Origin of the sequence: Pseudomonas sp. TWR3-1-1 (genome assembly GCF_049896545.1) — a bacterium.
GTDB classification, from domain to species: Bacteria; Pseudomonadota; Gammaproteobacteria; order Pseudomonadales; family Pseudomonadaceae; genus Aquipseudomonas; species Aquipseudomonas weihenstephanensis.
The window spans coordinates 15,375-33,250 of sequence record NZ_JAFCUO010000001.1; the positions used below are offsets into that span (position 1 = coordinate 15,375).

Annotated in this window: 31 protein-coding genes; all 31 read left to right on the top strand. The window is 53.4% G+C overall.

Annotated features, from left to right (window positions below):
• Positions 1 to 106: 106 nt before the first annotated feature.
• The 31 genes from rpsL to ACP7A4_RS00235 all read left to right on the top strand — a co-directional run bounded on the left by rpsL (position 107) and on the right by ACP7A4_RS00235 (position 17,862).
• Positions 107 to 478 carry a 30S ribosomal protein S12 gene (gene rpsL, locus ACP7A4_RS00085; protein WP_002555494.1) on the top strand — a complete coding sequence of 124 codons (372 nt, stop codon included), beginning with the start codon at positions 107 to 109 and terminating at the stop codon, positions 476 to 478.
• 123 nt (positions 479 to 601) lie between these two features.
• A complete protein-coding gene (gene rpsG, locus ACP7A4_RS00090) occupies positions 602 to 1,072 on the top strand; it encodes a 30S ribosomal protein S7 (RefSeq protein ID WP_019824369.1) in 471 nt (156 codons plus the stop codon).
• 30 nt (positions 1,073 to 1,102) lie between these two features.
• Positions 1,103 to 3,208, top strand: coding sequence for an elongation factor G (fusA, locus tag ACP7A4_RS00095; protein WP_203302156.1), 2,106 nt, complete (start codon positions 1,103 to 1,105; stop codon positions 3,206 to 3,208).
• A 35-nt stretch (positions 3,209 to 3,243) separates the two neighbouring features.
• Entirely contained in the window at positions 3,244 to 4,437 is a 1,194-nt protein-coding gene (gene tuf / locus ACP7A4_RS00100; RefSeq protein ID WP_059763670.1) for an elongation factor Tu, read from the top strand.
• Between the two features lie 142 nt (positions 4,438 to 4,579).
• Positions 4,580 to 4,891, top strand: coding sequence for a 30S ribosomal protein S10 (gene rpsJ / locus ACP7A4_RS00105; RefSeq protein ID WP_003186070.1), 312 nt, complete (start codon positions 4,580 to 4,582; stop codon positions 4,889 to 4,891).
• 81 nt (positions 4,892 to 4,972) lie between these two features.
• The gene (rplC, locus tag ACP7A4_RS00110; protein WP_003444377.1) at positions 4,973 to 5,608 is read left to right on the top strand and encodes a 50S ribosomal protein L3; all 636 of its coding nucleotides are present in this window, start codon (positions 4,973 to 4,975) and stop codon (positions 5,606 to 5,608) included.
• A 12-nt stretch (positions 5,609 to 5,620) separates the two neighbouring features.
• On the top strand, positions 5,621 to 6,223 hold the full coding sequence (gene rplD, locus ACP7A4_RS00115) for a 50S ribosomal protein L4 (RefSeq protein WP_047277894.1): 603 nt from the start codon (positions 5,621 to 5,623) through the stop codon (positions 6,221 to 6,223).
• The gene (rplW, locus tag ACP7A4_RS00120) at positions 6,220 to 6,519 is read left to right on the top strand and encodes a 50S ribosomal protein L23 (protein ID WP_003444375.1); all 300 of its coding nucleotides are present in this window, start codon (positions 6,220 to 6,222) and stop codon (positions 6,517 to 6,519) included. Before rplD ends, rplW begins: the two co-directional genes overlap by 4 nt.
• Before the next feature lie 14 nt (positions 6,520 to 6,533).
• On the top strand, positions 6,534 to 7,358 hold the full coding sequence (gene rplB, locus ACP7A4_RS00125; RefSeq protein WP_048401541.1) for a 50S ribosomal protein L2: 825 nt from the start codon (positions 6,534 to 6,536) through the stop codon (positions 7,356 to 7,358).
• A 16-nt stretch (positions 7,359 to 7,374) separates the two neighbouring features.
• Positions 7,375 to 7,650, top strand: a complete 276-nt coding sequence (gene rpsS, locus ACP7A4_RS00130; RefSeq protein WP_003232420.1) for a 30S ribosomal protein S19 — start codon at positions 7,375 to 7,377, stop codon at positions 7,648 to 7,650.
• A gap of 13 nt (positions 7,651 to 7,663) precedes the next feature.
• A complete protein-coding gene (gene rplV / locus ACP7A4_RS00135; protein WP_003444373.1) occupies positions 7,664 to 7,996 on the top strand; it encodes a 50S ribosomal protein L22 in 333 nt (110 codons plus the stop codon).
• A 13-nt stretch (positions 7,997 to 8,009) separates the two neighbouring features.
• Positions 8,010 to 8,696: a 30S ribosomal protein S3 gene (rpsC, locus tag ACP7A4_RS00140; protein WP_003176422.1), complete on the top strand. Its 687-nt coding sequence runs from the start codon at positions 8,010 to 8,012 to the stop codon at positions 8,694 to 8,696.
• 12 nt (positions 8,697 to 8,708) lie between these two features.
• Positions 8,709 to 9,122: a 50S ribosomal protein L16 gene (gene rplP / locus ACP7A4_RS00145; RefSeq protein ID WP_002555482.1), complete on the top strand. Its 414-nt coding sequence runs from the start codon at positions 8,709 to 8,711 to the stop codon at positions 9,120 to 9,122.
• Entirely contained in the window at positions 9,122 to 9,313 is a 192-nt protein-coding gene (gene rpmC / locus ACP7A4_RS00150) for a 50S ribosomal protein L29 (protein ID WP_002555481.1), read from the top strand. Before rplP ends, rpmC begins: the two co-directional genes overlap by 1 nt.
• A gap of 2 nt (positions 9,314 to 9,315) precedes the next feature.
• Positions 9,316 to 9,582: a 30S ribosomal protein S17 gene (rpsQ, locus tag ACP7A4_RS00155; RefSeq protein WP_003176419.1), complete on the top strand. Its 267-nt coding sequence runs from the start codon at positions 9,316 to 9,318 to the stop codon at positions 9,580 to 9,582.
• Positions 9,583 to 9,605: 23 nt separating this feature from the next.
• A complete protein-coding gene (gene rplN / locus ACP7A4_RS00160) occupies positions 9,606 to 9,974 on the top strand; it encodes a 50S ribosomal protein L14 (protein ID WP_002555479.1) in 369 nt (122 codons plus the stop codon).
• Positions 9,975 to 9,985: 11 nt separating this feature from the next.
• Positions 9,986 to 10,300: a 50S ribosomal protein L24 gene (gene rplX / locus ACP7A4_RS00165; protein ID WP_003444369.1), complete on the top strand. Its 315-nt coding sequence runs from the start codon at positions 9,986 to 9,988 to the stop codon at positions 10,298 to 10,300.
• A 22-nt stretch (positions 10,301 to 10,322) separates the two neighbouring features.
• A complete protein-coding gene (gene rplE / locus ACP7A4_RS00170) occupies positions 10,323 to 10,862 on the top strand; it encodes a 50S ribosomal protein L5 (RefSeq protein ID WP_048362313.1) in 540 nt (179 codons plus the stop codon).
• Positions 10,863 to 10,874: 12 nt separating this feature from the next.
• A complete protein-coding gene (gene rpsN / locus ACP7A4_RS00175) occupies positions 10,875 to 11,180 on the top strand; it encodes a 30S ribosomal protein S14 (RefSeq protein WP_019409906.1) in 306 nt (101 codons plus the stop codon).
• 211 nt (positions 11,181 to 11,391) lie between these two features.
• Complete coding sequence (gene rpsH / locus ACP7A4_RS00180) at positions 11,392 to 11,784, top strand: 30S ribosomal protein S8 (protein WP_019409907.1); 393 nt, start codon at positions 11,392 to 11,394, stop codon at positions 11,782 to 11,784.
• A gap of 12 nt (positions 11,785 to 11,796) precedes the next feature.
• Positions 11,797 to 12,330 (top strand): 50S ribosomal protein L6, encoded by a 534-nt coding sequence (rplF, locus tag ACP7A4_RS00185; RefSeq protein ID WP_016779180.1) that lies wholly within the window; start codon positions 11,797 to 11,799, stop codon positions 12,328 to 12,330.
• 10 nt (positions 12,331 to 12,340) lie between these two features.
• Positions 12,341 to 12,691: a 50S ribosomal protein L18 gene (gene rplR, locus ACP7A4_RS00190; protein ID WP_003444364.1), complete on the top strand. Its 351-nt coding sequence runs from the start codon at positions 12,341 to 12,343 to the stop codon at positions 12,689 to 12,691.
• Between the two features lie 3 nt (positions 12,692 to 12,694).
• Entirely contained in the window at positions 12,695 to 13,195 is a 501-nt protein-coding gene (gene rpsE, locus ACP7A4_RS00195; protein ID WP_003186035.1) for a 30S ribosomal protein S5, read from the top strand.
• A 2-nt stretch (positions 13,196 to 13,197) separates the two neighbouring features.
• A complete protein-coding gene (rpmD, locus tag ACP7A4_RS00200; protein ID WP_003444363.1) occupies positions 13,198 to 13,374 on the top strand; it encodes a 50S ribosomal protein L30 in 177 nt (58 codons plus the stop codon).
• Positions 13,375 to 13,377: 3 nt separating this feature from the next.
• Positions 13,378 to 13,815: a 50S ribosomal protein L15 gene (gene rplO, locus ACP7A4_RS00205; protein WP_048362314.1), complete on the top strand. Its 438-nt coding sequence runs from the start codon at positions 13,378 to 13,380 to the stop codon at positions 13,813 to 13,815.
• On the top strand, positions 13,816 to 15,144 hold the full coding sequence (secY, locus tag ACP7A4_RS00210; protein WP_003444361.1) for a preprotein translocase subunit SecY: 1,329 nt from the start codon (positions 13,816 to 13,818) through the stop codon (positions 15,142 to 15,144).
• A 32-nt stretch (positions 15,145 to 15,176) separates the two neighbouring features.
• Entirely contained in the window at positions 15,177 to 15,293 is a 117-nt protein-coding gene (gene rpmJ, locus ACP7A4_RS00215) for a 50S ribosomal protein L36 (RefSeq protein ID WP_002555468.1), read from the top strand.
• Between the two features lie 129 nt (positions 15,294 to 15,422).
• Complete coding sequence (gene rpsM / locus ACP7A4_RS00220) at positions 15,423 to 15,779, top strand: 30S ribosomal protein S13 (protein ID WP_016779184.1); 357 nt, start codon at positions 15,423 to 15,425, stop codon at positions 15,777 to 15,779.
• 30 nt (positions 15,780 to 15,809) lie between these two features.
• Positions 15,810 to 16,199, top strand: coding sequence for a 30S ribosomal protein S11 (gene rpsK, locus ACP7A4_RS00225; RefSeq protein ID WP_007924177.1), 390 nt, complete (start codon positions 15,810 to 15,812; stop codon positions 16,197 to 16,199).
• A gap of 18 nt (positions 16,200 to 16,217) precedes the next feature.
• Positions 16,218 to 16,838 (top strand): 30S ribosomal protein S4, encoded by a 621-nt coding sequence (gene rpsD, locus ACP7A4_RS00230; RefSeq protein WP_048362315.1) that lies wholly within the window; start codon positions 16,218 to 16,220, stop codon positions 16,836 to 16,838.
• A 22-nt stretch (positions 16,839 to 16,860) separates the two neighbouring features.
• A complete protein-coding gene (locus tag ACP7A4_RS00235) occupies positions 16,861 to 17,862 on the top strand; it encodes a DNA-directed RNA polymerase subunit alpha (protein ID WP_003176403.1) in 1,002 nt (333 codons plus the stop codon).
• Positions 17,863 to 17,876: the final 14 nt, after the last annotated feature.

Here is a 17,876-nt window from a genome sequence, read left to right on the forward strand (position 1 = left end):
GATCCTCTTTAGACTCTTGTACCCCTAAATTTGGCGGGAATTCGTTCCTGCCATTTTGCTTTTCTTGCAAGACAATAGCGTCGCAAGACAACAGTGGAGCTAGTAGATGGCAACTATCAACCAGCTGGTACGTCAGCCGCGTAAGCGTATCGTCGAGAAATCCGACGTGCCTGCGCTGCAAAACTGCCCGCAACGTCGTGGCGTATGCACCCGTGTGTATACAACTACGCCGAAAAAACCTAACTCGGCACTGCGTAAAGTATGCCGTGTGCGCCTGACCAACGGTTTCGAGGTTTCCTCGTACATCGGTGGTGAAGGTCACAACCTGCAAGAGCACAGCGTGGTACTGATTCGTGGCGGTCGTGTAAAAGACTTGCCAGGTGTTCGTTATCACACCGTTCGCGGCTCTTTGGATACTTCCGGCGTTAAAGGTCGTAACCAAGGTCGTTCGAAGTACGGTACCAAGAAGCCGAAGTAGTATTCGGTTGCTGGTAAATAATGCAGATTTCTTTTTTTCTGAGTCGATAAGAGTAAGGTCGGGCGTGCATCCACTGGGTGTAATGGTTCCGAGCTAACCTGAAGACCGTTTGAGGGCTTATCCATGCCAAGAAGACGCGTAGCAGCCAAGCGCGATGTGCTTGACGATCCAAAATACGGAAGCCAAATCCTGGCGAAGTTCATGAACCACGTGATGGAAAGCGGCAAAAAAGCCGTTGCCGAGCGTATCGTTTATGGCGCGCTGGAAAAGGTTAAAGAACGCAAGAACAGCGATCCCCTGGAAATCTTCGAGAAAGCTCTCGACGCCATCGCTCCGCTGGTCGAAGTGAAGTCGCGCCGTGTAGGCGGTGCTACTTACCAGGTTCCGGTCGAAGTTCGCCCGTCCCGTCGTAACGCCCTGGCAATGCGCTGGTTGGTAGACTTCGCCCGCAAGCGCGGCGAGAAGTCTATGGCTCTGCGCTTGGCTGGCGAACTGTTGGATGCTGCCGAAGGCAAGGGCGCAGCAGTTAAGAAGCGTGAAGACGTGCACCGTATGGCTGAAGCTAACAAGGCTTTCTCGCACTACCGCTTCTAATTTCAGCGCTACTCATTTTGCGAGGGCTTTATGGCTCGTACTACTCCGATTAATCGCTACCGTAACATCGGTATCGTTGCTCACGTGGATGCTGGTAAAACCACCACCACCGAGCGCGTCCTTTTTTACACTGGCAAAAGTCACAAAATGGGCGAGGTGCATGATGGCGCCGCGACCACAGACTGGATGGTTCAGGAGCAGGAGCGTGGTATTACCATTACTTCTGCTGCTATTACCGCCTTCTGGAAAGGTTCTGCCAAGCAGTACAAGGACGAGCACCGCTTCAACGTAATCGATACTCCGGGTCACGTAGACTTCACTATTGAAGTTGAGCGTTCCCTGCGTGTACTCGATGGTGCAGTTGTTGTTTTCTGCGGCACGTCGGGTGTTGAGCCTCAGTCGGAAACCGTATGGCGTCAAGCCAACAAATACGGTGTTCCACGTCTTGTTTACGTAAACAAGATGGACCGTGCAGGTGCAAACTTCCTGCGTGTGATCGAGCAGATCAAAAAGCGTCTGGGTCACACTCCGGTGCCTATCCAGCTCGCTATCGGTTCTGAAGACAACTTCCAGGGTCAGATTGATCTGATCAACATGGAAGCTGTGTACTGGAACGATGCTGACAAAGGTATGGTTCCTGTTCGTAAGCCTATCCCTGCTGAACTGCAGGAACTGGCTGACGAATGGCGCGACAACATGGTCCAGGCTGCTGCCGAAGCCAATGAAGAGCTGATGAACAAGTACCTCGAAGGTGAAGAATTCACCATCGAAGAAATCAAGTCGGCTCTGCGCCAGCGTACTATCGCTGGTGAGATCGTCTTGGCTGTTTGCGGTTCTTCCTTCAAGAACAAGGGTGTTCCCCTGGTTCTCGACGCCGTTATCGACTTCTTGCCTGCGCCAACCGATATTCCTGCCATCAAGGGTACTGACCCGGATGACGAGACTATCGAGCTGGAGCGTCATGCAGACGACAACGAGCCGTTCTCGGCATTGGCGTTCAAGATCGCGACTGACCCATTCGTGGGTACTTTGACTTTTGTTCGAGTTTACTCGGGCGTGTTGAACTCCGGTGACGGCGTAATCAACTCGGTTAAAGGCAAGAAAGAGCGTGTGGGTCGTATGGTGCAAATGCACGCAAACGCCCGTGAAGAAATCAAGGAAGTACGCGCTGGTGACATCGCGGCCTTGATCGGCATGAAGGACGTCACCACGGGTGAGACTTTGTGCAACGCTGACAAGCCAATCATTCTGGTTCGTATGGACTTCCCGGAGCCGGTTATTTCGGTTGCCGTTGAGCCGAAGACCAAGGATGACCAGGAAAAAATGGGTGTCGCTCTGGGCAAACTTGCTCAGGAAGATCCATCTTTCCGCGTAAAAACTGATGAAGAAACTGGTCAAACGATCATTTCTGGCATGGGCGAGCTGCACTTGGACATCCTGGTTGACCGGATGCGCCGTGAGTTCAACGTCGAAGCTAACATCGGTAAGCCTCAGGTTTCGTATCGTGAGCGCATCACGAAGAGCTGTGAGATCGAAGGCAAGTTCGTTCGCCAGTCCGGCGGTCGTGGCCAGTTTGGTCACTGCTGGATCCGTTTTGCTCCTGCTGACGAAGGTCAGGAAGGTCTGCAATTCGTGAACGAAGTGGTAGGTGGTGTGGTTCCTAAGGAATACATCCCGGCTATCCAGAAGGGTATCGAAGAGCAGATGAAGAACGGTGTTGTTGCCGGTTATCCGCTGATCGGCCTGAAGGCTACCGTGTTTGATGGTTCTTACCACGACGTCGACTCCAACGAGATGGCGTTTAAGGTGGCTGCTTCCATGGCTACCAAGCAATTGGCCTCCAAAGGTGGCGGTGAGTTGCTTGAGCCGATCATGGCGGTAGAGGTTGTTACACCTGAAGACTATATGGGTGACGTGATGGGCGACTTGAATCGTCGTCGCGGCATGATCCAGGGTATGGAAGATACGGTCTCCGGCAAAGTAATTCGTGCTGAAGTGCCGTTGGGTGAAATGTTCGGTTATGCGACCGACGTTCGTTCCATGTCTCAGGGTCGCGCAAGCTACTCTATGGAATTCAAAAAATACGATACAGCGCCGTCGCACATCGTCGAAGCTGTTACTAAAAAACAAGGCTGATTTAGTTCAGTCCTTTAGGCAAGGAGTTAATTGTCGTGGCTAAAGAAAAATTTGATCGTTCCCTACCGCACGTCAACGTTGGCACTATCGGTCACGTTGACCATGGTAAAACCACGCTGACTGCAGCTCTGACTCGTGTTTGCTCCGAAGTTTTCGGTTCTGCAATCGTTGACTTCGATAAAATCGACAGCGCGCCAGAAGAAAAAGCTCGTGGTATCACCATCAACACTGCGCACGTTGAATACAACTCGCACATTCGTCACTACGCTCACGTTGACTGCCCAGGTCACGCTGACTATGTGAAGAACATGATCACCGGTGCTGCCCAGATGGACGGCGCTATCCTGGTTTGTTCGGCCGCTGATGGTCCGATGCCACAAACCCGTGAGCACATCCTGCTGTCCCGTCAGGTTGGCGTTCCGTACATCGTGGTCTTCCTGAACAAGGCTGACCTGGTAGACGACGCTGAGCTGCTGGAACTGGTTGAGATGGAAGTTCGTGACCTGCTGTCGACTTACGACTTCCCGGGCGACGACACTCCGATCATCATCGGTTCGGCTCGTATGGCGCTGGAAGGCAAAGACGACAACGAAATGGGCACCACTGCCGTTCGTAAGCTGGTTGAAACTCTGGATACCTACATTCCAGATCCGGTTCGCGTAATCGACAAGCCGTTCCTGATGCCAATCGAAGACGTATTCTCGATCTCTGGTCGCGGTACTGTTGTGACTGGTCGTATCGAGCGCGGTATCGTTCGCGTTCAAGATCCGCTGGAAATCGTTGGTCTGCGTGACACGACTGTTACCACTTGCACCGGCGTTGAAATGTTCCGCAAGCTGCTTGACGAAGGTCGTGCAGGCGAGAACTGCGGCGTTCTGTTGCGTGGCACCAAGCGTGACGACGTTGAGCGTGGCCAGGTTCTGGTTAAGCCAGGTTCGGTTAAGCCGCACACCAAGTTCGAAGCAGAAGTTTATGTTTTGAGCAAGGAAGAAGGCGGTCGTCACACTCCGTTCTTCAAAGGCTACCGTCCTCAGTTCTACTTCCGTACAACTGACGTAACTGGTAACTGCGAACTGCCGGAAGGCGTTGAGATGGTAATGCCAGGCGACAACATCAAAATGGTTGTCACCCTGATCAAAACTATCGCAATGGAAGACGGTCTGCGTTTCGCAATCCGTGAAGGCGGTCGTACTGTAGGCGCTGGCGTTGTAGCCAAAATCATCGAGTAATCGATGATCGCTTAAAAAGGCCCCCGCTCAGCGGGGGCTTTTTTTATTGAGTTGACACCCTGTTGGGCCGTCTATAGAATTGCGCCTCCTTTTAACGGGCGTATTGCGCTCGGTGGGAATAGCAATCGGAGTCTGAAATCCAATGCAAAATCAGCAAATCCGTATCAGGTTGAAGGCTTTTGACCATCGCCTGATCGACCAATCAACCCAGGAAATCGTGGAAACCGCGAAACGTACTGGTGCTCAGGTTCGTGGTCCAATTCCACTGCCTACTCGTAAAGAGCGGTTCACCGTTCTGGTCTCTCCGCACGTTAACAAAGACGCGCGTGACCAGTACGAGATCCGTACTCATAAGCGCGTACTGGACATCGTCCAGCCAACGGATAAAACCGTTGACGCTCTTATGAAGCTAGATCTGGCGGCCGGTGTGGAAGTACAGATCAGCCTCGGCTAAGACTTGGGTCTTAGTCGTGTAACGCTCTGAAATGGGCGGCCATAGCGGGTGAAAGCCCCGTACACTCATGAGGTTTACAACATGACTATTGGTGTAGTCGGTCGTAAATGCGGTATGACCCGTATTTTCACCGAAGAAGGTGTCTCCATTCCGGTCACGGTCATTGAGATCGAGCCGAATCGCGTCACCCAGTTCAAAACTGAAGAAACCGATGGCTATCGTGCAGTGCAAGTCACTGTCGGCGAGCGTCGCGCTTCGCGTGTAACTGCTGCTCAGGCGGGTCACTTCGCTAAAGCAAACGTTGCAGCCGGTCGTACCGTAATGGAATTCCGTCTTGAAGAAGGCGAGTACCAGGCAGGCGATCTGATCAACGCTGAAATCTTCACCGCAGGTCAGATGGTCGATGTGACCGGTCAGTCCAAAGGTAAAGGCTTCCAGGGTACGATCAAGCGTTGGAATTTCCGTGGCCAAGATAACACTCACGGTAACTCCGTTTCCCACCGCGTCCCGGGCTCTATTGGCCAGTGCCAGACTCCTGGTCGTGTATTCAAGGGCAAAAAAATGTCCGGTCATATGGGCGCTGAGCGCGTGACCGTGCAGTCCCTCGAAGTAGTGCGCGTCGACGCTGAACGCAATCTGTTGTTGGTCAAGGGTGCTGTTCCTGGCGCTACTGGCGGCAACCTGGTTGTACGTCCAGCGGCCAAGGCTCGCGGTTAAGGGGAAGCTGACATGCAATTAAATGTAAATGACGCTCAGGCGATCGAAGTTTCCGAACTGACGTTCGGCGGCGAGTTCAATGAGACGCTGGTTCACCAAGCAGTCGTGGCCTACATGGCCGGCGGCCGTCAAGGTAGCAAGCAGCAAAAGACCCGTTCCGACGTTCGTGGTGGCGGTAAGCGCCCTTGGCGTCAGAAAGGTACTGGCCGTGCTCGTGCCGGTACTATCCGTAGCCCTATCTGGCGTGGCGGTGGTACCACTTTCGCAGCTCGCCCACAGGATCACTCTCAGAAGCTGAACAAGAAGATGTACCGCGCAGCAATGCGCTCCATCCTTGCTGAGCTGGTGCGTACTGATCGTCTGGTCGTGGTTCAGGACTTCGCTGTTGAAGCGCCGAAAACCAAAGATCTGCTGAACAAACTGAATGGCATGGGTCTGACTGATGTCCTGATCGTGTCTGAAGTTGTTGATCAGAACCTGTACCTGGCTGCTCGTAACCTGCCACACGTTGATGTTCGTGACGTGCAAGGTTCCGATCCAGTTAGTCTGATCGCATACGACAAGGTGTTGATTACCGTGTCGGCCGTGAAGAAATTCGAGGAGCTGCTGGGATGAACCAGGAACGCGTATTTAAAGTTCTGCTTGGCCCGCACGTTTCCGAGAAGGCTACGGTTCTGGCAGACAAGAAAGGCCAGTTCGTTTTCAAGGTTGCTACTGATGCAACCAAGCTGGAAATCAAGAAGGCCGTCGAAAGCCTGTTCAGCGTGAAAGTTGAGCGTGTTACTACCCTGAATGTTCTGGGTAAGAGCAAGCGCACCGCTCGCGGCGTGGGCAAGCGTAATGACTGGAAGAAGGCAGTAATCTCCCTTCAGCCAGGCCAAGATCTCGATTTCAGCAGCAGTGCTGAGTAAGGAAGGGGTGCATCATGGCAATCGTTAAATGCAAACCGACTTCCCCTGGCCGCCGTCATGTGGTCAAGGTGGTCAACCAGGAGCTGCATAAAGGCGCTCCTCACGCACCGCTGCTCGAGAAAAAATCGAAGTCTGGTGGTCGTAACAATAATGGCCGTATTACCACGCGTCACATTGGTGGTGGTCATAAGCAGCATTACCGTATGGTCGACTTCCGTCGCAACGACAAAGATGGCATTCCAGCCACTGTTGAGCGTATCGAATACGATCCAAACCGTACTGCTCACATTGCTCTTATGTTGTACGCAGACGGCGAACGCCGTTACATCATCGCCCCTAAAGGCGTGAGCGCTGGCGACCAGCTGATTTCGGGTGCTTTGGCTCCGATCAAGCCAGGTAACCAGCTGCAACTGCGCAGCATTCCAGTTGGTAGCACCGTACACGGCATCGAATTGAAGCCGGGCAAAGGCGCACAGATCGCTCGTTCCGCTGGTGCTTCGGCTCAGCTGGTCGCTCGTGATGGTGTCTACGTGACCCTGCGTCTGCGTTCCGGTGAAATGCGTAAAGTATTGGCTGAATGCCGTGCGACGTTGGGCGAAGTCTCGAACTCCGAGCACAGCCTGCGTTCGCTGGGTAAAGCTGGTGCCAAACGCTGGCGTGGCGTTCGCCCAACCGTTCGTGGTGTTGCCATGAACCCGGTTGACCACCCACATGGTGGTGGTGAAGGTCGTACCTCTGGTGGTCGTCATCCGGTATCGCCATGGGGCTTCCCGACTAAGGGCGCGAAGACTCGTGGTAATAAGCGTACCGACAAAATGATCGTCCGTCGTCGCAAGTAAATAGAGGGATACGACAGTGCCACGTTCTCTGAAAAAAGGTCCTTTTATTGATCTTCACCTACTGAAGAAGATCGAAGTGGCGGCGGAAAAGAATGATCGCAAACCGGTGAAAACCTGGTCGCGTCGTTCGATGATCCTGCCGCAAATGGTCGGTCTGACCATCGCTGTGCATAACGGTCGTCTTCATGTCCCAGTTCTTGTGAACGAAGACATGGTTGGCCATAAACTAGGCGAGTTTGCCGGTACCCGCACTTATCGTGGGCACGTGGCAGACAAGAAAGCCAAGCGTTAAGGGGTAAGGAACGATGGAAGTAGCCGCTAAGTTGTCGGGCGCTCGAATCTCCGCCCAGAAAGCCCGCTTGGTCGCCGACCAGATCCGCGGGAAGAAGGTGGGCGAAGCGCTCAACCTGTTGGCTTTCAGCAACAAGAAAGCCGCCGAGATCATCAAGAAAGTGCTGGAGTCGGCCGTAGCCAACGCCGAGCATAACGAAGGCGCAGACGTTGACGACTTGAAAGTCGCCACCGTTTTCGTCAACGAAGGGCGTTCGCTGAAGCGCATCATGCCGCGTGCCAAAGGCCGCGCTGATCGCATCGTCAAGCGGTCTTGCCATATCACTGTCAAGGTTGCTGACAAGTAACGGAGTCGAAGAGATGGGTCAGAAAGTACATCCCATTGGCATTCGCCTGGGAATCGTCAAGGAGCACACCTCCGTCTGGTACGCAGACGGCCGGACTTATGCGGACTATTTGTTCGCTGATCTGAAGGTGCGTGAATACCTCCAAGACAAACTAAAAAGCGCGTCCGTAAGCCGTATCGATATCCATCGTCCGGCCCAAACTGCACGTATCACCATCCACACTGCTCGTCCAGGTATCGTTATCGGGAAGAAAGGTGAAGATGTTGAGAAACTGCGTCAGGACCTGACCAAGCAAATGGGTGTGCCTGTGCACATCAATATCGAAGAGATCCGCAAGCCGGAACTTGACGGTATGCTGGTTGCGCAGAGCGTAGCTCAGCAGCTGGAGCGTCGTGTAATGTTCCGTCGCGCGATGAAACGCGCTGTACAGAACGCTATGCGCATTGGTGCCAAAGGCATCAAAATCCAAGTGAGCGGTCGTCTCGGCGGTGCTGAAATTGCACGTACTGAATGGTATCGCGAAGGTCGTGTGCCATTGCACACCCTGCGTGCCGACATCGACTATGCCAACTACGAAGCTCACACCACTTATGGTGTGATCGGTGTAAAGGTTTGGATCTTCAAAGGCGAAGTAATTGGTGGTCGCCAAGAAGAGCTGAAGCCACAAGCACCAGCGCCTCGTAAAAAAGCTGCTAAGTAAGGGGTACGCCAAATGTTACAACCTAAGCGTACGAAGTTCCGCAAGCAGATGACAGGCCACAACCGTGGCTTGGCATTGCGCGGTAGCAAAGTCAGCTTCGGCGAGTTCGCGCTGAAGTCTGTTGCTCGTGGTCGTCTCACCGCTCGTCAGATCGAATCAGCGCGTCGTGCACTGACCCGTCACGTTAAGCGTGGCGGTAAGATCTGGATCCGTGTATTCCCGGACAAGCCAGTTACCAAAAAGCCCCTCGAAGTTCGAATGGGTAAAGGTAAGGGTAACGTGGAATATTGGGTTGCCCAGATTCAGCCAGGCAAAGTCCTGTATGAAATCGAGGGTGTTACTGAAGAGCTGGCGCGTGAGGCTTTCGCCCTGGCTGCTGCAAAGCTGCCGCTCGCCACCTCCTTTGTTAAACGGACGGTGATGTGATGAAAGCGAATGAACTTCGTGAAAAATCCGCACAGCAGCTGAACGAGCAATTGCTCGGCTTGCTGCGCGACCAGTTCAATCTGCGCATGCAGAAAGCAACTGGCCAGTTGGGGCAGTCGCATCTGCTCTCGCAAGTTAAGCGTGACATCGCTCGCGTGAAGACTGTGCTCAACCAGCAGGCAGGTAAGTAATCATGGCTGAAGCCGAAAAAACTGTCCGTACGCTGACTGGCCGTGTTGTCAGCGACAAGATGGACAAGACCATCACCGTTCTGATCGAGCGTCGCGTTAAGCACCCGATCTACGGTAAATACGTTAAGCGTTCGACTAAGCTGCACGCGCACGACGAAACCAATCAGTGCCACATCGGCGACAAAGTCACTATTCGTGAAACTCGTCCGCTGGCCAAGACTAAGTCTTGGGCATTGGTTGATGTTCTCGAACGCGCTGTGGAAGTCTAAGGACTAGGGGTCGGAGAAATTATATGATTCAGACTCAATCCATGCTCGATGTGGCCGATAACAGCGGCGCACGCCGTGTTATGTGCATCAAGGTGCTGGGTGGCTCCCATCGTCGTTACGCTGGTATCGGTGACATCATCAAAGTTACCGTGAAGGAAGCAATTCCTCGCGGTAAAGTGAAAAAAGGCCAAGTGATGACTGCTGTTGTAGTCCGCACTCGTCACGGCGTACGTCGTGCTGATGGCTCCATTATCCGTTTTGATGGCAACGCTGCTGTTCTTCTGAACAACAAGCAAGAGCCGATCGGCACCCGTATCTTTGGGCCAGTGACCCGTGAACTTCGTACTGAGAAGTTCATGAAGATCGTCTCGCTCGCCCCAGAAGTGCTGTAAGGAGATCCGACATGCAAAAGATTCGTCGTGACGACGAGATCATCGTGATCGCCGGCAAAGACAAAGGTAAGCGCGGTAAGGTGCTTAAGGTTCTCGCTAATAACCGTCTGGTTATTGGTGGTCTGAACCTGGTTAAGCGTCATACCAAGCCTAACCCGATGTCGGGCGTGCAGGGCGGTATCGTCGAGAAAGAAGCTCCACTGGACGCTTCTAACGTCGCCATCTTCAACGGCGAAACCAACAAGGCTGACCGCGTTGGTTTCAAAGTAGAAGAAGGCAAAAAAATTCGTGTCTTCAAGTCGACCCAAAAAGCGGTTGATGCTTGAACACTGCTAGGTAGATAAGACCATGGCACGACTAAAAGAGATTTACCGGAAGGAAATCGCTCCGAAACTTAAGGAAGAACTTAAGCTTTCGAACGTGATGGAAGTTCCGCGCGTTACCAAAATCACCCTGAACATGGGTTTGGGCGAAGCGATCGGTGATAAAAAAATCATCGAGCACGCTGTAGCTGATTTGGAAAAGATCACGGGTCAAAAAGTTGTTGTGACTTACGCTCGCAAGTCCATCGCAGGCTTTAAAGTTCGCGAAGGCTGGCCGATCGGCGTCAAAGTAACTCTGCGCCGTGAGCGTATGTACGAATTCCTGGATCGTCTGCTGTCGATCTCCCTGCCTCGGGTACGCGACTTCCGCGGCCTGAATGCCAAGTCCTTCGATGGTCGTGGTAACTACAGCATGGGCGTAAAAGAGCAGATCATTTTCCCGGAAATTGACTACGACAAAATCGATGCTCTCCGCGGTCTGGACATTACCCTGACCACCACTGCTCGAACGGATGATGAAGGTCGCGCCCTGTTGCGTGCTTTCAAATTCCCGTTCCGCAACTGATTGGAGTAGACCATGGCTAAGATGAGCATGAAAAACCGCGAGCTGAAGCGTCAGCTCACGGTTGCTAAGTTCGCCAAGAAGCGTGCTGAGCTGAAAGCTATCATCGTGGATCTGAACGCAAGTCCAGAAGCACGTTGGGAAGCTCAAGTTGCTCTGCAGAAGCAGCCACGTGACGCAAGCGCTGCGCGCATGCGTAACCGCTGCCGCTTGACTGGTCGTCCGCATGGTGTTTACCGCAAGTTCGGCCTGGGCCGTAACAAATTGCGTGAAGCAGCAATGCGTGGCGACGTACCAGGTCTGGTTAAAGCCAGCTGGTAAGGCGAAACGGCAGAGTCGTCATTGTCAGGGTCGCAAGATCCTGACAGTCGGTGACCTTGAACATGAATCAAGCCCCTATTGGGGCTTGATTCATTTCTGGTGTGTGTCTAGAATGACCGGCTCGCCTGAGCCCGTGCTTTTTAGCTGCGTGTCACTCGGCGATAGTTGTAGCCGCAAGGCTAATTATTTTTGTAACAGGAGCGTCTAGCCCATGAGTATGCAGGACCCGTTAGCGGACATGCTAACTCGAATCCGTAATGCCCAGATGGCTGAAAAGTCCGTCGTAAGCATGCCATCTTCCACGTTGAAGGTAGCTGTAGCTAAAGTCCTGAAGGACGAAGGTTACATCGCGGATTATCAGATCAGCAGCGAAATCAAACCACTGCTGTCTATCGAGCTGAAGTACTTCGAAGGCCGTCCAGTCATCGAAGAAGTTAAGCGCGTTAGCCGTCCAGGCCTGCGTCAGTACAAGTCCTCCGATGATCTGCCAAAAGTTCGTGGCGGTCTCGGTGTGTCTATCGTCTCCACCAACAAAGGTGTGATGACGGATCGTGCTGCGCGCGCTGCCGGTGTCGGCGGCGAAGTTCTTTGCACTGTGTTCTAAGGGGGGATAAGCATGTCACGCGTCGCTAAGAACCCCGTTAAGCTGCCAGCTGGTGTCGAAGTAAAATTCGCCGGCCAACAGCTTTCGGTGAAGGGTGCCAAGGGCACTCTAGAACTGAACATCCATTCGTCCGTTGAGATCGTTGAAGAAGCCGGTGAGTTGCGTTTCGCTGCTCGCAATGGCGATCAACAAACTCGCGCAATGGCTGGTACCACTCGTGCGCTGGTAAACAACATGGTCCAAGGCGTAAGCCAAGGCTTCGAGCGTAAGCTCCAGCTGGTCGGTGTTGGTTACAAAGCGCAAGCAAAAGGCACAGTGCTGAACCTGGCTCTTGGCTTCTCGCACCCAGTGGATTACGAATTGCCGGAAGGCATCACCGCTGAGACACCAAGCCAAACCGACATCCTGATCAAGGGTATCGATAAGCAACTGGTAGGTCAGGTCGCCGCTGAGATCCGCGGTTTCCGTCCACCAGAACCTTATAAAGGTAAGGGTGTACGTTACGCGGACGAAGTCGTCCGTCGTAAAGAAGCCAAGAAGAAGTAGGGCATAGCAAATGACCGACAAAAAAGTTACTCGACTGCGTCGCGCTCGCAAAGCACGTCTGAAAATGCACGAACTCGAAGTCGTGCGTCTCTGCGTGTTCCGCTCGTCTCAGCATATATACGCCCAGGTCATCTCGGCCGACGGCAGCAAAGTCCTGGCAAGCGCCTCGACTTTGGACAAAGAACTGCGTGATGCTGCTACTGGCAACATCGACGCGGCCACAAAGGTTGGCCAGCTGGTCGCTACGCGTGCAAAAGCCGCTGGCGTCTCGCAGGTGGCTTTCGACCGCTCTGGCTTCAAGTACCACGGCCGCGTGAAAGCGCTGGCTGAGGCTGCTCGTGAAGCTGGGCTGGAGTTCTAAGTTATGTCAAATAACGACCAAAAGCGCGACGAAGGCTACATTGAGAAGCTGGTTCAAGTTAACCGCGTAGCCAAAACCGTTAAAGGCGGCCGTATCTTCACCTTCACCGCGTTGACCGTGGTAGGTGATGGTAAAGGGCGTGTTGGCTTCGGCCGTGGCAAGTCACGTGAAGTGCCTGCTGCGATCCAGAAGGCAATGGAAGCTGCTCGCCGCAACATGATCCAAGTTGACCTGAACGGTACAACTCTGCAGTACGCAATGAAGTCTGCTCATGGCGCTTCGAAGGTGTACATGCAGCCTGCTTCTGAAGGTACCGGTATCATCGCTGGCGGCGCTATGCGTGCTGTCCTCGAAGTTGCTGGCGTTCAGAACGTACTGGCCAAGTGCTACGGCTCGACTAACCCGGTAAACGTGGTTCACGCCACTTTTAAAGGTTTGAAAGCTATGCAATCTCCTGAATCCATTGCTGCCAAGCGCGGCAAAAGTGTCAAGGAGATCTTCTGATCATGGCTACCGTAAAAGTAACGCTGATCAAAAGCATGACCGGCCGCATCCCTAATCACAAACTGTGCATTAAGGGTCTGGGTCTGCGTCGCATCGGTCACACTGTAGAAGTACTTGATACTCCCGAGAATCGCGGGATGATCAACAAGGCTTACTACATGCTGCGTGTAGAGGGTTAATCGATGAAACTCAATGATCTGAGTCCAGCGCCGGGTTCCCGTCGCGAAAAGCATCGTCCGGGCCGTGGTATCGGTAGTGGTTTGGGTAAGACTGGTGGCCGTGGTCACAAAGGTCAGTCCTCCCGCTCCGGTGGCACAATTGCTCCAGGCTTTGAAGGCGGTCAACAGCCGCTGCATCGCCGTCTGCCTAAGTTCGGTTTCGTTTCCCTGAAAGCTATGGATCGCGCAGAAGTGCGTTTGTCCGAGCTGGCTAAAGTGGACGGCGACATCGTTACTCTGCAGACCCTGAAAGATGCCAACGTGATCAACGTCAACGTACTGCGTGTGAAAATCATGCTGTCCGGTGAAGTGACTCGCGCTGTCACAATCGGCAAGGGAATCGGCGCCACCAAAGGTGCGCGTTCGGCTATCGAAGCAGCTGGCGGCAAGTTCGAGGAATAAATGGCTAAGCAAGGTGCTCTCTCAGCGCTCAGCAAAGGCGGGTTATCCGAGCTCTGGGCTCGTCTGCGTTTTCTATTCCTGGCGATTATCGTCTACCGAATAGGCGCACACATCCCAGTTCCAGGTATTAACCCGGACCGGCTAGCGGACCTGTTTCGACAGAATGAGGGGACCATTCTTAGCTTGTTCAACATGTTTTCCGGCGGTGCGCTGGAGCGGATGAGTATTTTTGCGCTGGGGATCATGCCGTATATTTCGGCATCGATCATCATGCAGCTTATGTCCGCTGTCAGCCCACAGCTGGAGCAGTTGAAGAAGGAAGGTGAAGCTGGTCGTCGCAAGATAAGCCAGTACACCCGCTACCTCACTGTCGCTCTTGCTCTTGTTCAGGCTATTGGCATGTCCATAGGTCTGGCAGGGCAAGGCGTAGCGTTCACTGGTGACCTAGGCTTCCATTTCGTTGCAGTAACCACGTTTGTGGCGGGTGCAATGTTCATGATGTGGCTGGGTGAGCAGATTACAGAGCGTGGTGTTGGCAACGGTATCTCGATGTTGATTTTTTCGGGTATCGTCGCCGGTCTTCCGAGAGCAATTGGGCAGTCTTTCGAGTCTGCGCGTCAGGGCGATATCAATATCTTCGCCTTGGTTGCTATCGGTTTGCTGGCAGTAGCGATTATCGGTTTTGTGGTGTTCATTGAGCGTGGTCAGCGTCGTATTGCTGTTCACTACGCCAAGCGTCAGCAGGGCCGCAAGGTTTTTGCTGCACAGACAAGCCACTTGCCGCTAAAAGTGAATATGGCCGGCGTTATCCCGGCTATTTTCGCGAGCAGCATTTTGCTGTTCCCGGCTTCGCTGGGTGCCTGGTTTGGTCAGTCTGAAGGTATGGGCTGGTTGCAGGACATCTCGCAGTCGATCGCTCCTGGTCAGCCGTTGAATATTCTGCTGTTTAGTGCAGGGATTATTTTCTTCTGCTTCTTCTATACGGCGTTGATGTTCAATCCGAAAGACGTAGCGGAAAACCTGAAGAAGTCCGGTGCCTTTATTCCGGGTATCCGTCCAGGGGAGCAGTCGGCACGCTATATTGATGGCGTTTTGACTCGTTTGACTCTGTTCGGTGCTCTTTATATGACGGCCGTGTGCCTGTTGCCCCAGTTCCTGGTGGTTGCGGCAAACGTTCCGTTCTACCTTGGCGGGACCTCGTTGCTGATCGTTGTTGTGGTTGTTATGGACTTCATGTCCCAAGTACAATCGCACCTCGTTTCGCACCAGTACGAATCCCTGATGAAGAAAGCCAACCTGAAGGGCTACGGCAGCGGCATGCTCCGCTGAAGTACTACCCCGTAAGGTGAGAGGAGTTGGTGATGAAAGTTCGTGCATCGGTGAAAAAGCTGTGCCGTAACTGCAAGATTATTCGCCGCGAAGGTGTTGTTCGGGTAATTTGCAGCGCGGAACCACGTCACAAACAGCGCCAAGGCTGAGTGTGATCTGTTTGAAGCCCAGCAGCTAGTGCGCTGCTGGGTTGATTATTTGTTATTACAGCGATATTATCTCGCGCCCTATTTCTTGGCTTCCGGGGCGTAGGTAGCTGTCAATTGGAGTCCCACTGAATGGCCCGTATTGCAGGCGTTAACATTCCAGATAACAAGCACACTGTTATCTCGCTGACCTACATCTATGGTGTTGGTCGCACTACCTCACAGAAAATCTGTGCGGATGCTGGTGTAAACCCAGCCGCTAAGATCAAGGATCTGAGCGACGAGCAGATTGAGTTGCTGCGTGGCGAAGTGGCAAAGTTCACCACTGAAGGTGATCTGCGTCGTGAAGTCAACATGAAAATCAAACGCTTGATGGACTTGGGCTGCTACCGCGGTCTGCGCCATCGTCGTGGTCTTCCAGTGCGCGGTCAGCGTACCAAGACCAACGCGCGTACTCGCAAAGGTCCGCGTAAGCCGATCCGCAAGTAATCGCACCAGCGAATCGACAGGAATTTAGTCATGGCAAAACCTGCTGCTCGTCCTCGTAAAAAGATTAAAAAGACAGTGGTTGATGGCATCGCCCACATCCACGCGTCTTTCAACAACACCATCGTGACCATCACCGACCGTCAGGGTAATGCGCTTTCTTGGGCTACCTCCGGTGGTTCGGGTTTCCGCGGTTCTCGCAAGTCCACGCCGTTTGCTGCTCAAGTAGCTGCTGAACGTGCTGGTCAAGCTGCGCTGGAATATGGCCTGAAAAACCTTGACGTTAACGTTAAGGGCCCAGGTCCAGGTCGTGAGTCCGCTGTCCGTGCTTTGAACGGCTGTGGCTATAAGATCGCCAGCATCACCGACGTGACGCCAATCCCGCACAACGGGTGCCGTCCGCCGAAGAAGCGCCGCGTGTAATCCAGGAGACTGTAAAGAATGGCTCGTTACATTGGTCCAAAATGCAAACTGGCACGTCGTGAAGGCACCGATCTCTTCCTGAAGAGTGGTGTGCGCGCTATCGAATCGAAGTGCAATATTGAAGCTGCTCCAGGCATCCACGGCCAACGCCGCGGTCGCCAATCCGACTACGGCACCCAACTGCGTGAAAAGCAGAAGGTCCGTCGTATCTACGGCGTTCTCGAGCGTCAGTTCAGCGGCTACTACAAACAAGCTGCTGGCAAAAAAGGTGCAACCGGTGAAAACCTGCTGCAACTGCTCGAATGCCGTCTGGATAACGTCGTATACCGTATGGGTTTCGGTTCTACTCGTGCCGAATCTCGTCAGTTGGTATCGCACAAGTCGATCAGCGTAAACGGTCAGACCGTTAACGTACCGTCGTTCCAGGTTCGTGCTGGTGACGTGGTCGCTATCCGCGAGAAAGCAAAGAACCAGCTTCGCATTGTCCAAGCTCTCGATCTGTGTGCCCAACGTGGCCGCGTAGAATGGGTAGAAGTAGACACTGAGAAGAAGTCGGGCGTTTTCAAGAACGTTCCTGCTCGCAGTGATCTGTCCGCCGACATCAACGAAAGCCTGATTGTCGAGCTCTACTCCAAGTAAGGGCTAGAAAATAGGTGCATCCATGCAGATTTCGGTAAATGAGTTCCTGACACCTCGCCATATTGATGTGCAAGTTGTCAGTCCAACCCGCGCTAAAATCACTCTCGAGCCTCTCGAGCGTGGTTTTGGCCACACCCTGGGCAACGCGCTGCGCCGCATCCTGTTGTCCTCAATGCCAGGCTGTGCAGTAGTCGAGGCCGAGATTGATGGTGTGCTCCACGAGTACAGCGCCATCGAAGGTGTACAGGAAGACGTAATTGAAATCCTGTTGAACCTTAAAGGTCTGGCTATCAAGCTGCACGGCCGTGACGAAGTTACGCTGACCTTGTCGAAGAAGGGTTCGGGGGTGGTTACCGCTGCCGATATTCAGCTGGATCATGATGTCGAGATCGTTAATCCCGATCACGTAATCGCCAACCTGGCGTCTAACGGCGCCTTGAACATGAAGCTCACTGTAGCTCGTGGTCGTGGTTATGAACCAGCCGACTCGCGTCAGAGCGATGAAGACGAAAGCCGCAGCATTGGTCGCTTGCAGCTTGATTCTTCGTTCAGCCCGGTTCGCCGTATCGCATACGTGGTGGAAAACGCCCGTGTCGAGCAGCGCACCAACCTGGACAAACTGGTTATTGATCTGGAGACCAACGGTACCCTGGATCCTGAAGAGGCCATTCGTCGTGCTGCAACCATCCTGCAACAGCAGTTGGCTGCATTCGTCGACCTCAAAGGTGACAGCGAGCCAGTGGTTATCGAACAGGAAGACGAGATCGATCCGATCCTGCTTCGTCCGGTTGACGATCTGGAACTGACCGTGCGTTCGGCCAACTGCCTTAAGGCGGAGAACATTTACTACATCGGTGACCTGATTCAGCGCACCGAAGTAGAACTGTTGAAGACTCCGAACCTGGGCAAGAAATCCTTGACTGAAATCAAGGACGTTCTGGCCTCCCGTGGTCTGTCCCTCGGCATGCGCCTCGACAACTGGCCGCCTGCAAGTCTTAAGAAGGACGACAAGGCGACTGCCTGATCGTCGTAATCACC

Coding starts and splice junctions, on each gene's coding strand:
- rpsQ (WP_003176419.1), top strand. CDS start 9,316: ATGGCTGAAGCCGAAAAAACTGTCCGTACGCTGACTGGCCGTGTTGTC.
- rplP (WP_002555482.1), top strand. CDS start 8,709: ATGTTACAACCTAAGCGTACGAAGTTCCGCAAGCAGATGACAGGCCAC.
- fusA (WP_203302156.1), top strand. CDS start 1,103: ATGGCTCGTACTACTCCGATTAATCGCTACCGTAACATCGGTATCGTT.
- rpsE (WP_003186035.1), top strand. CDS start 12,695: ATGTCAAATAACGACCAAAAGCGCGACGAAGGCTACATTGAGAAGCTG.
- rpsC (WP_003176422.1), top strand. CDS start 8,010: ATGGGTCAGAAAGTACATCCCATTGGCATTCGCCTGGGAATCGTCAAG.
- secY (WP_003444361.1), top strand. CDS start 13,816: ATGGCTAAGCAAGGTGCTCTCTCAGCGCTCAGCAAAGGCGGGTTATCC.
- rpsL (WP_002555494.1), top strand. CDS start 107: ATGGCAACTATCAACCAGCTGGTACGTCAGCCGCGTAAGCGTATCGTC.
- rplR (WP_003444364.1), top strand. CDS start 12,341: ATGACCGACAAAAAAGTTACTCGACTGCGTCGCGCTCGCAAAGCACGT.
- rplX (WP_003444369.1), top strand. CDS start 9,986: ATGCAAAAGATTCGTCGTGACGACGAGATCATCGTGATCGCCGGCAAA.
- rplV (WP_003444373.1), top strand. CDS start 7,664: ATGGAAGTAGCCGCTAAGTTGTCGGGCGCTCGAATCTCCGCCCAGAAA.
- rplO (WP_048362314.1), top strand. CDS start 13,378: ATGAAACTCAATGATCTGAGTCCAGCGCCGGGTTCCCGTCGCGAAAAG.
- rplC (WP_003444377.1), top strand. CDS start 4,973: ATGACTATTGGTGTAGTCGGTCGTAAATGCGGTATGACCCGTATTTTC.
- rpsG (WP_019824369.1), top strand. CDS start 602: ATGCCAAGAAGACGCGTAGCAGCCAAGCGCGATGTGCTTGACGATCCA.
- rpsN (WP_019409906.1), top strand. CDS start 10,875: ATGGCTAAGATGAGCATGAAAAACCGCGAGCTGAAGCGTCAGCTCACG.
- rplF (WP_016779180.1), top strand. CDS start 11,797: ATGTCACGCGTCGCTAAGAACCCCGTTAAGCTGCCAGCTGGTGTCGAA.
- rplB (WP_048401541.1), top strand. CDS start 6,534: ATGGCAATCGTTAAATGCAAACCGACTTCCCCTGGCCGCCGTCATGTG.
- rpmC (WP_002555481.1), top strand. CDS start 9,122: ATGAAAGCGAATGAACTTCGTGAAAAATCCGCACAGCAGCTGAACGAG.
- rplE (WP_048362313.1), top strand. CDS start 10,323: ATGGCACGACTAAAAGAGATTTACCGGAAGGAAATCGCTCCGAAACTT.
- rpsM (WP_016779184.1), top strand. CDS start 15,423: ATGGCCCGTATTGCAGGCGTTAACATTCCAGATAACAAGCACACTGTT.
- rplN (WP_002555479.1), top strand. CDS start 9,606: ATGATTCAGACTCAATCCATGCTCGATGTGGCCGATAACAGCGGCGCA.
- rpsD (WP_048362315.1), top strand. CDS start 16,218: ATGGCTCGTTACATTGGTCCAAAATGCAAACTGGCACGTCGTGAAGGC.
- rpmD (WP_003444363.1), top strand. CDS start 13,198: ATGGCTACCGTAAAAGTAACGCTGATCAAAAGCATGACCGGCCGCATC.
- ACP7A4_RS00235 (WP_003176403.1), top strand. CDS start 16,861: ATGCAGATTTCGGTAAATGAGTTCCTGACACCTCGCCATATTGATGTG.
- rpsH (WP_019409907.1), top strand. CDS start 11,392: ATGAGTATGCAGGACCCGTTAGCGGACATGCTAACTCGAATCCGTAAT.
- rplW (WP_003444375.1), top strand. CDS start 6,220: ATGAACCAGGAACGCGTATTTAAAGTTCTGCTTGGCCCGCACGTTTCC.
- rpsK (WP_007924177.1), top strand. CDS start 15,810: ATGGCAAAACCTGCTGCTCGTCCTCGTAAAAAGATTAAAAAGACAGTG.
- rplD (WP_047277894.1), top strand. CDS start 5,621: ATGCAATTAAATGTAAATGACGCTCAGGCGATCGAAGTTTCCGAACTG.
- rpmJ (WP_002555468.1), top strand. CDS start 15,177: ATGAAAGTTCGTGCATCGGTGAAAAAGCTGTGCCGTAACTGCAAGATT.
- rpsJ (WP_003186070.1), top strand. CDS start 4,580: ATGCAAAATCAGCAAATCCGTATCAGGTTGAAGGCTTTTGACCATCGC.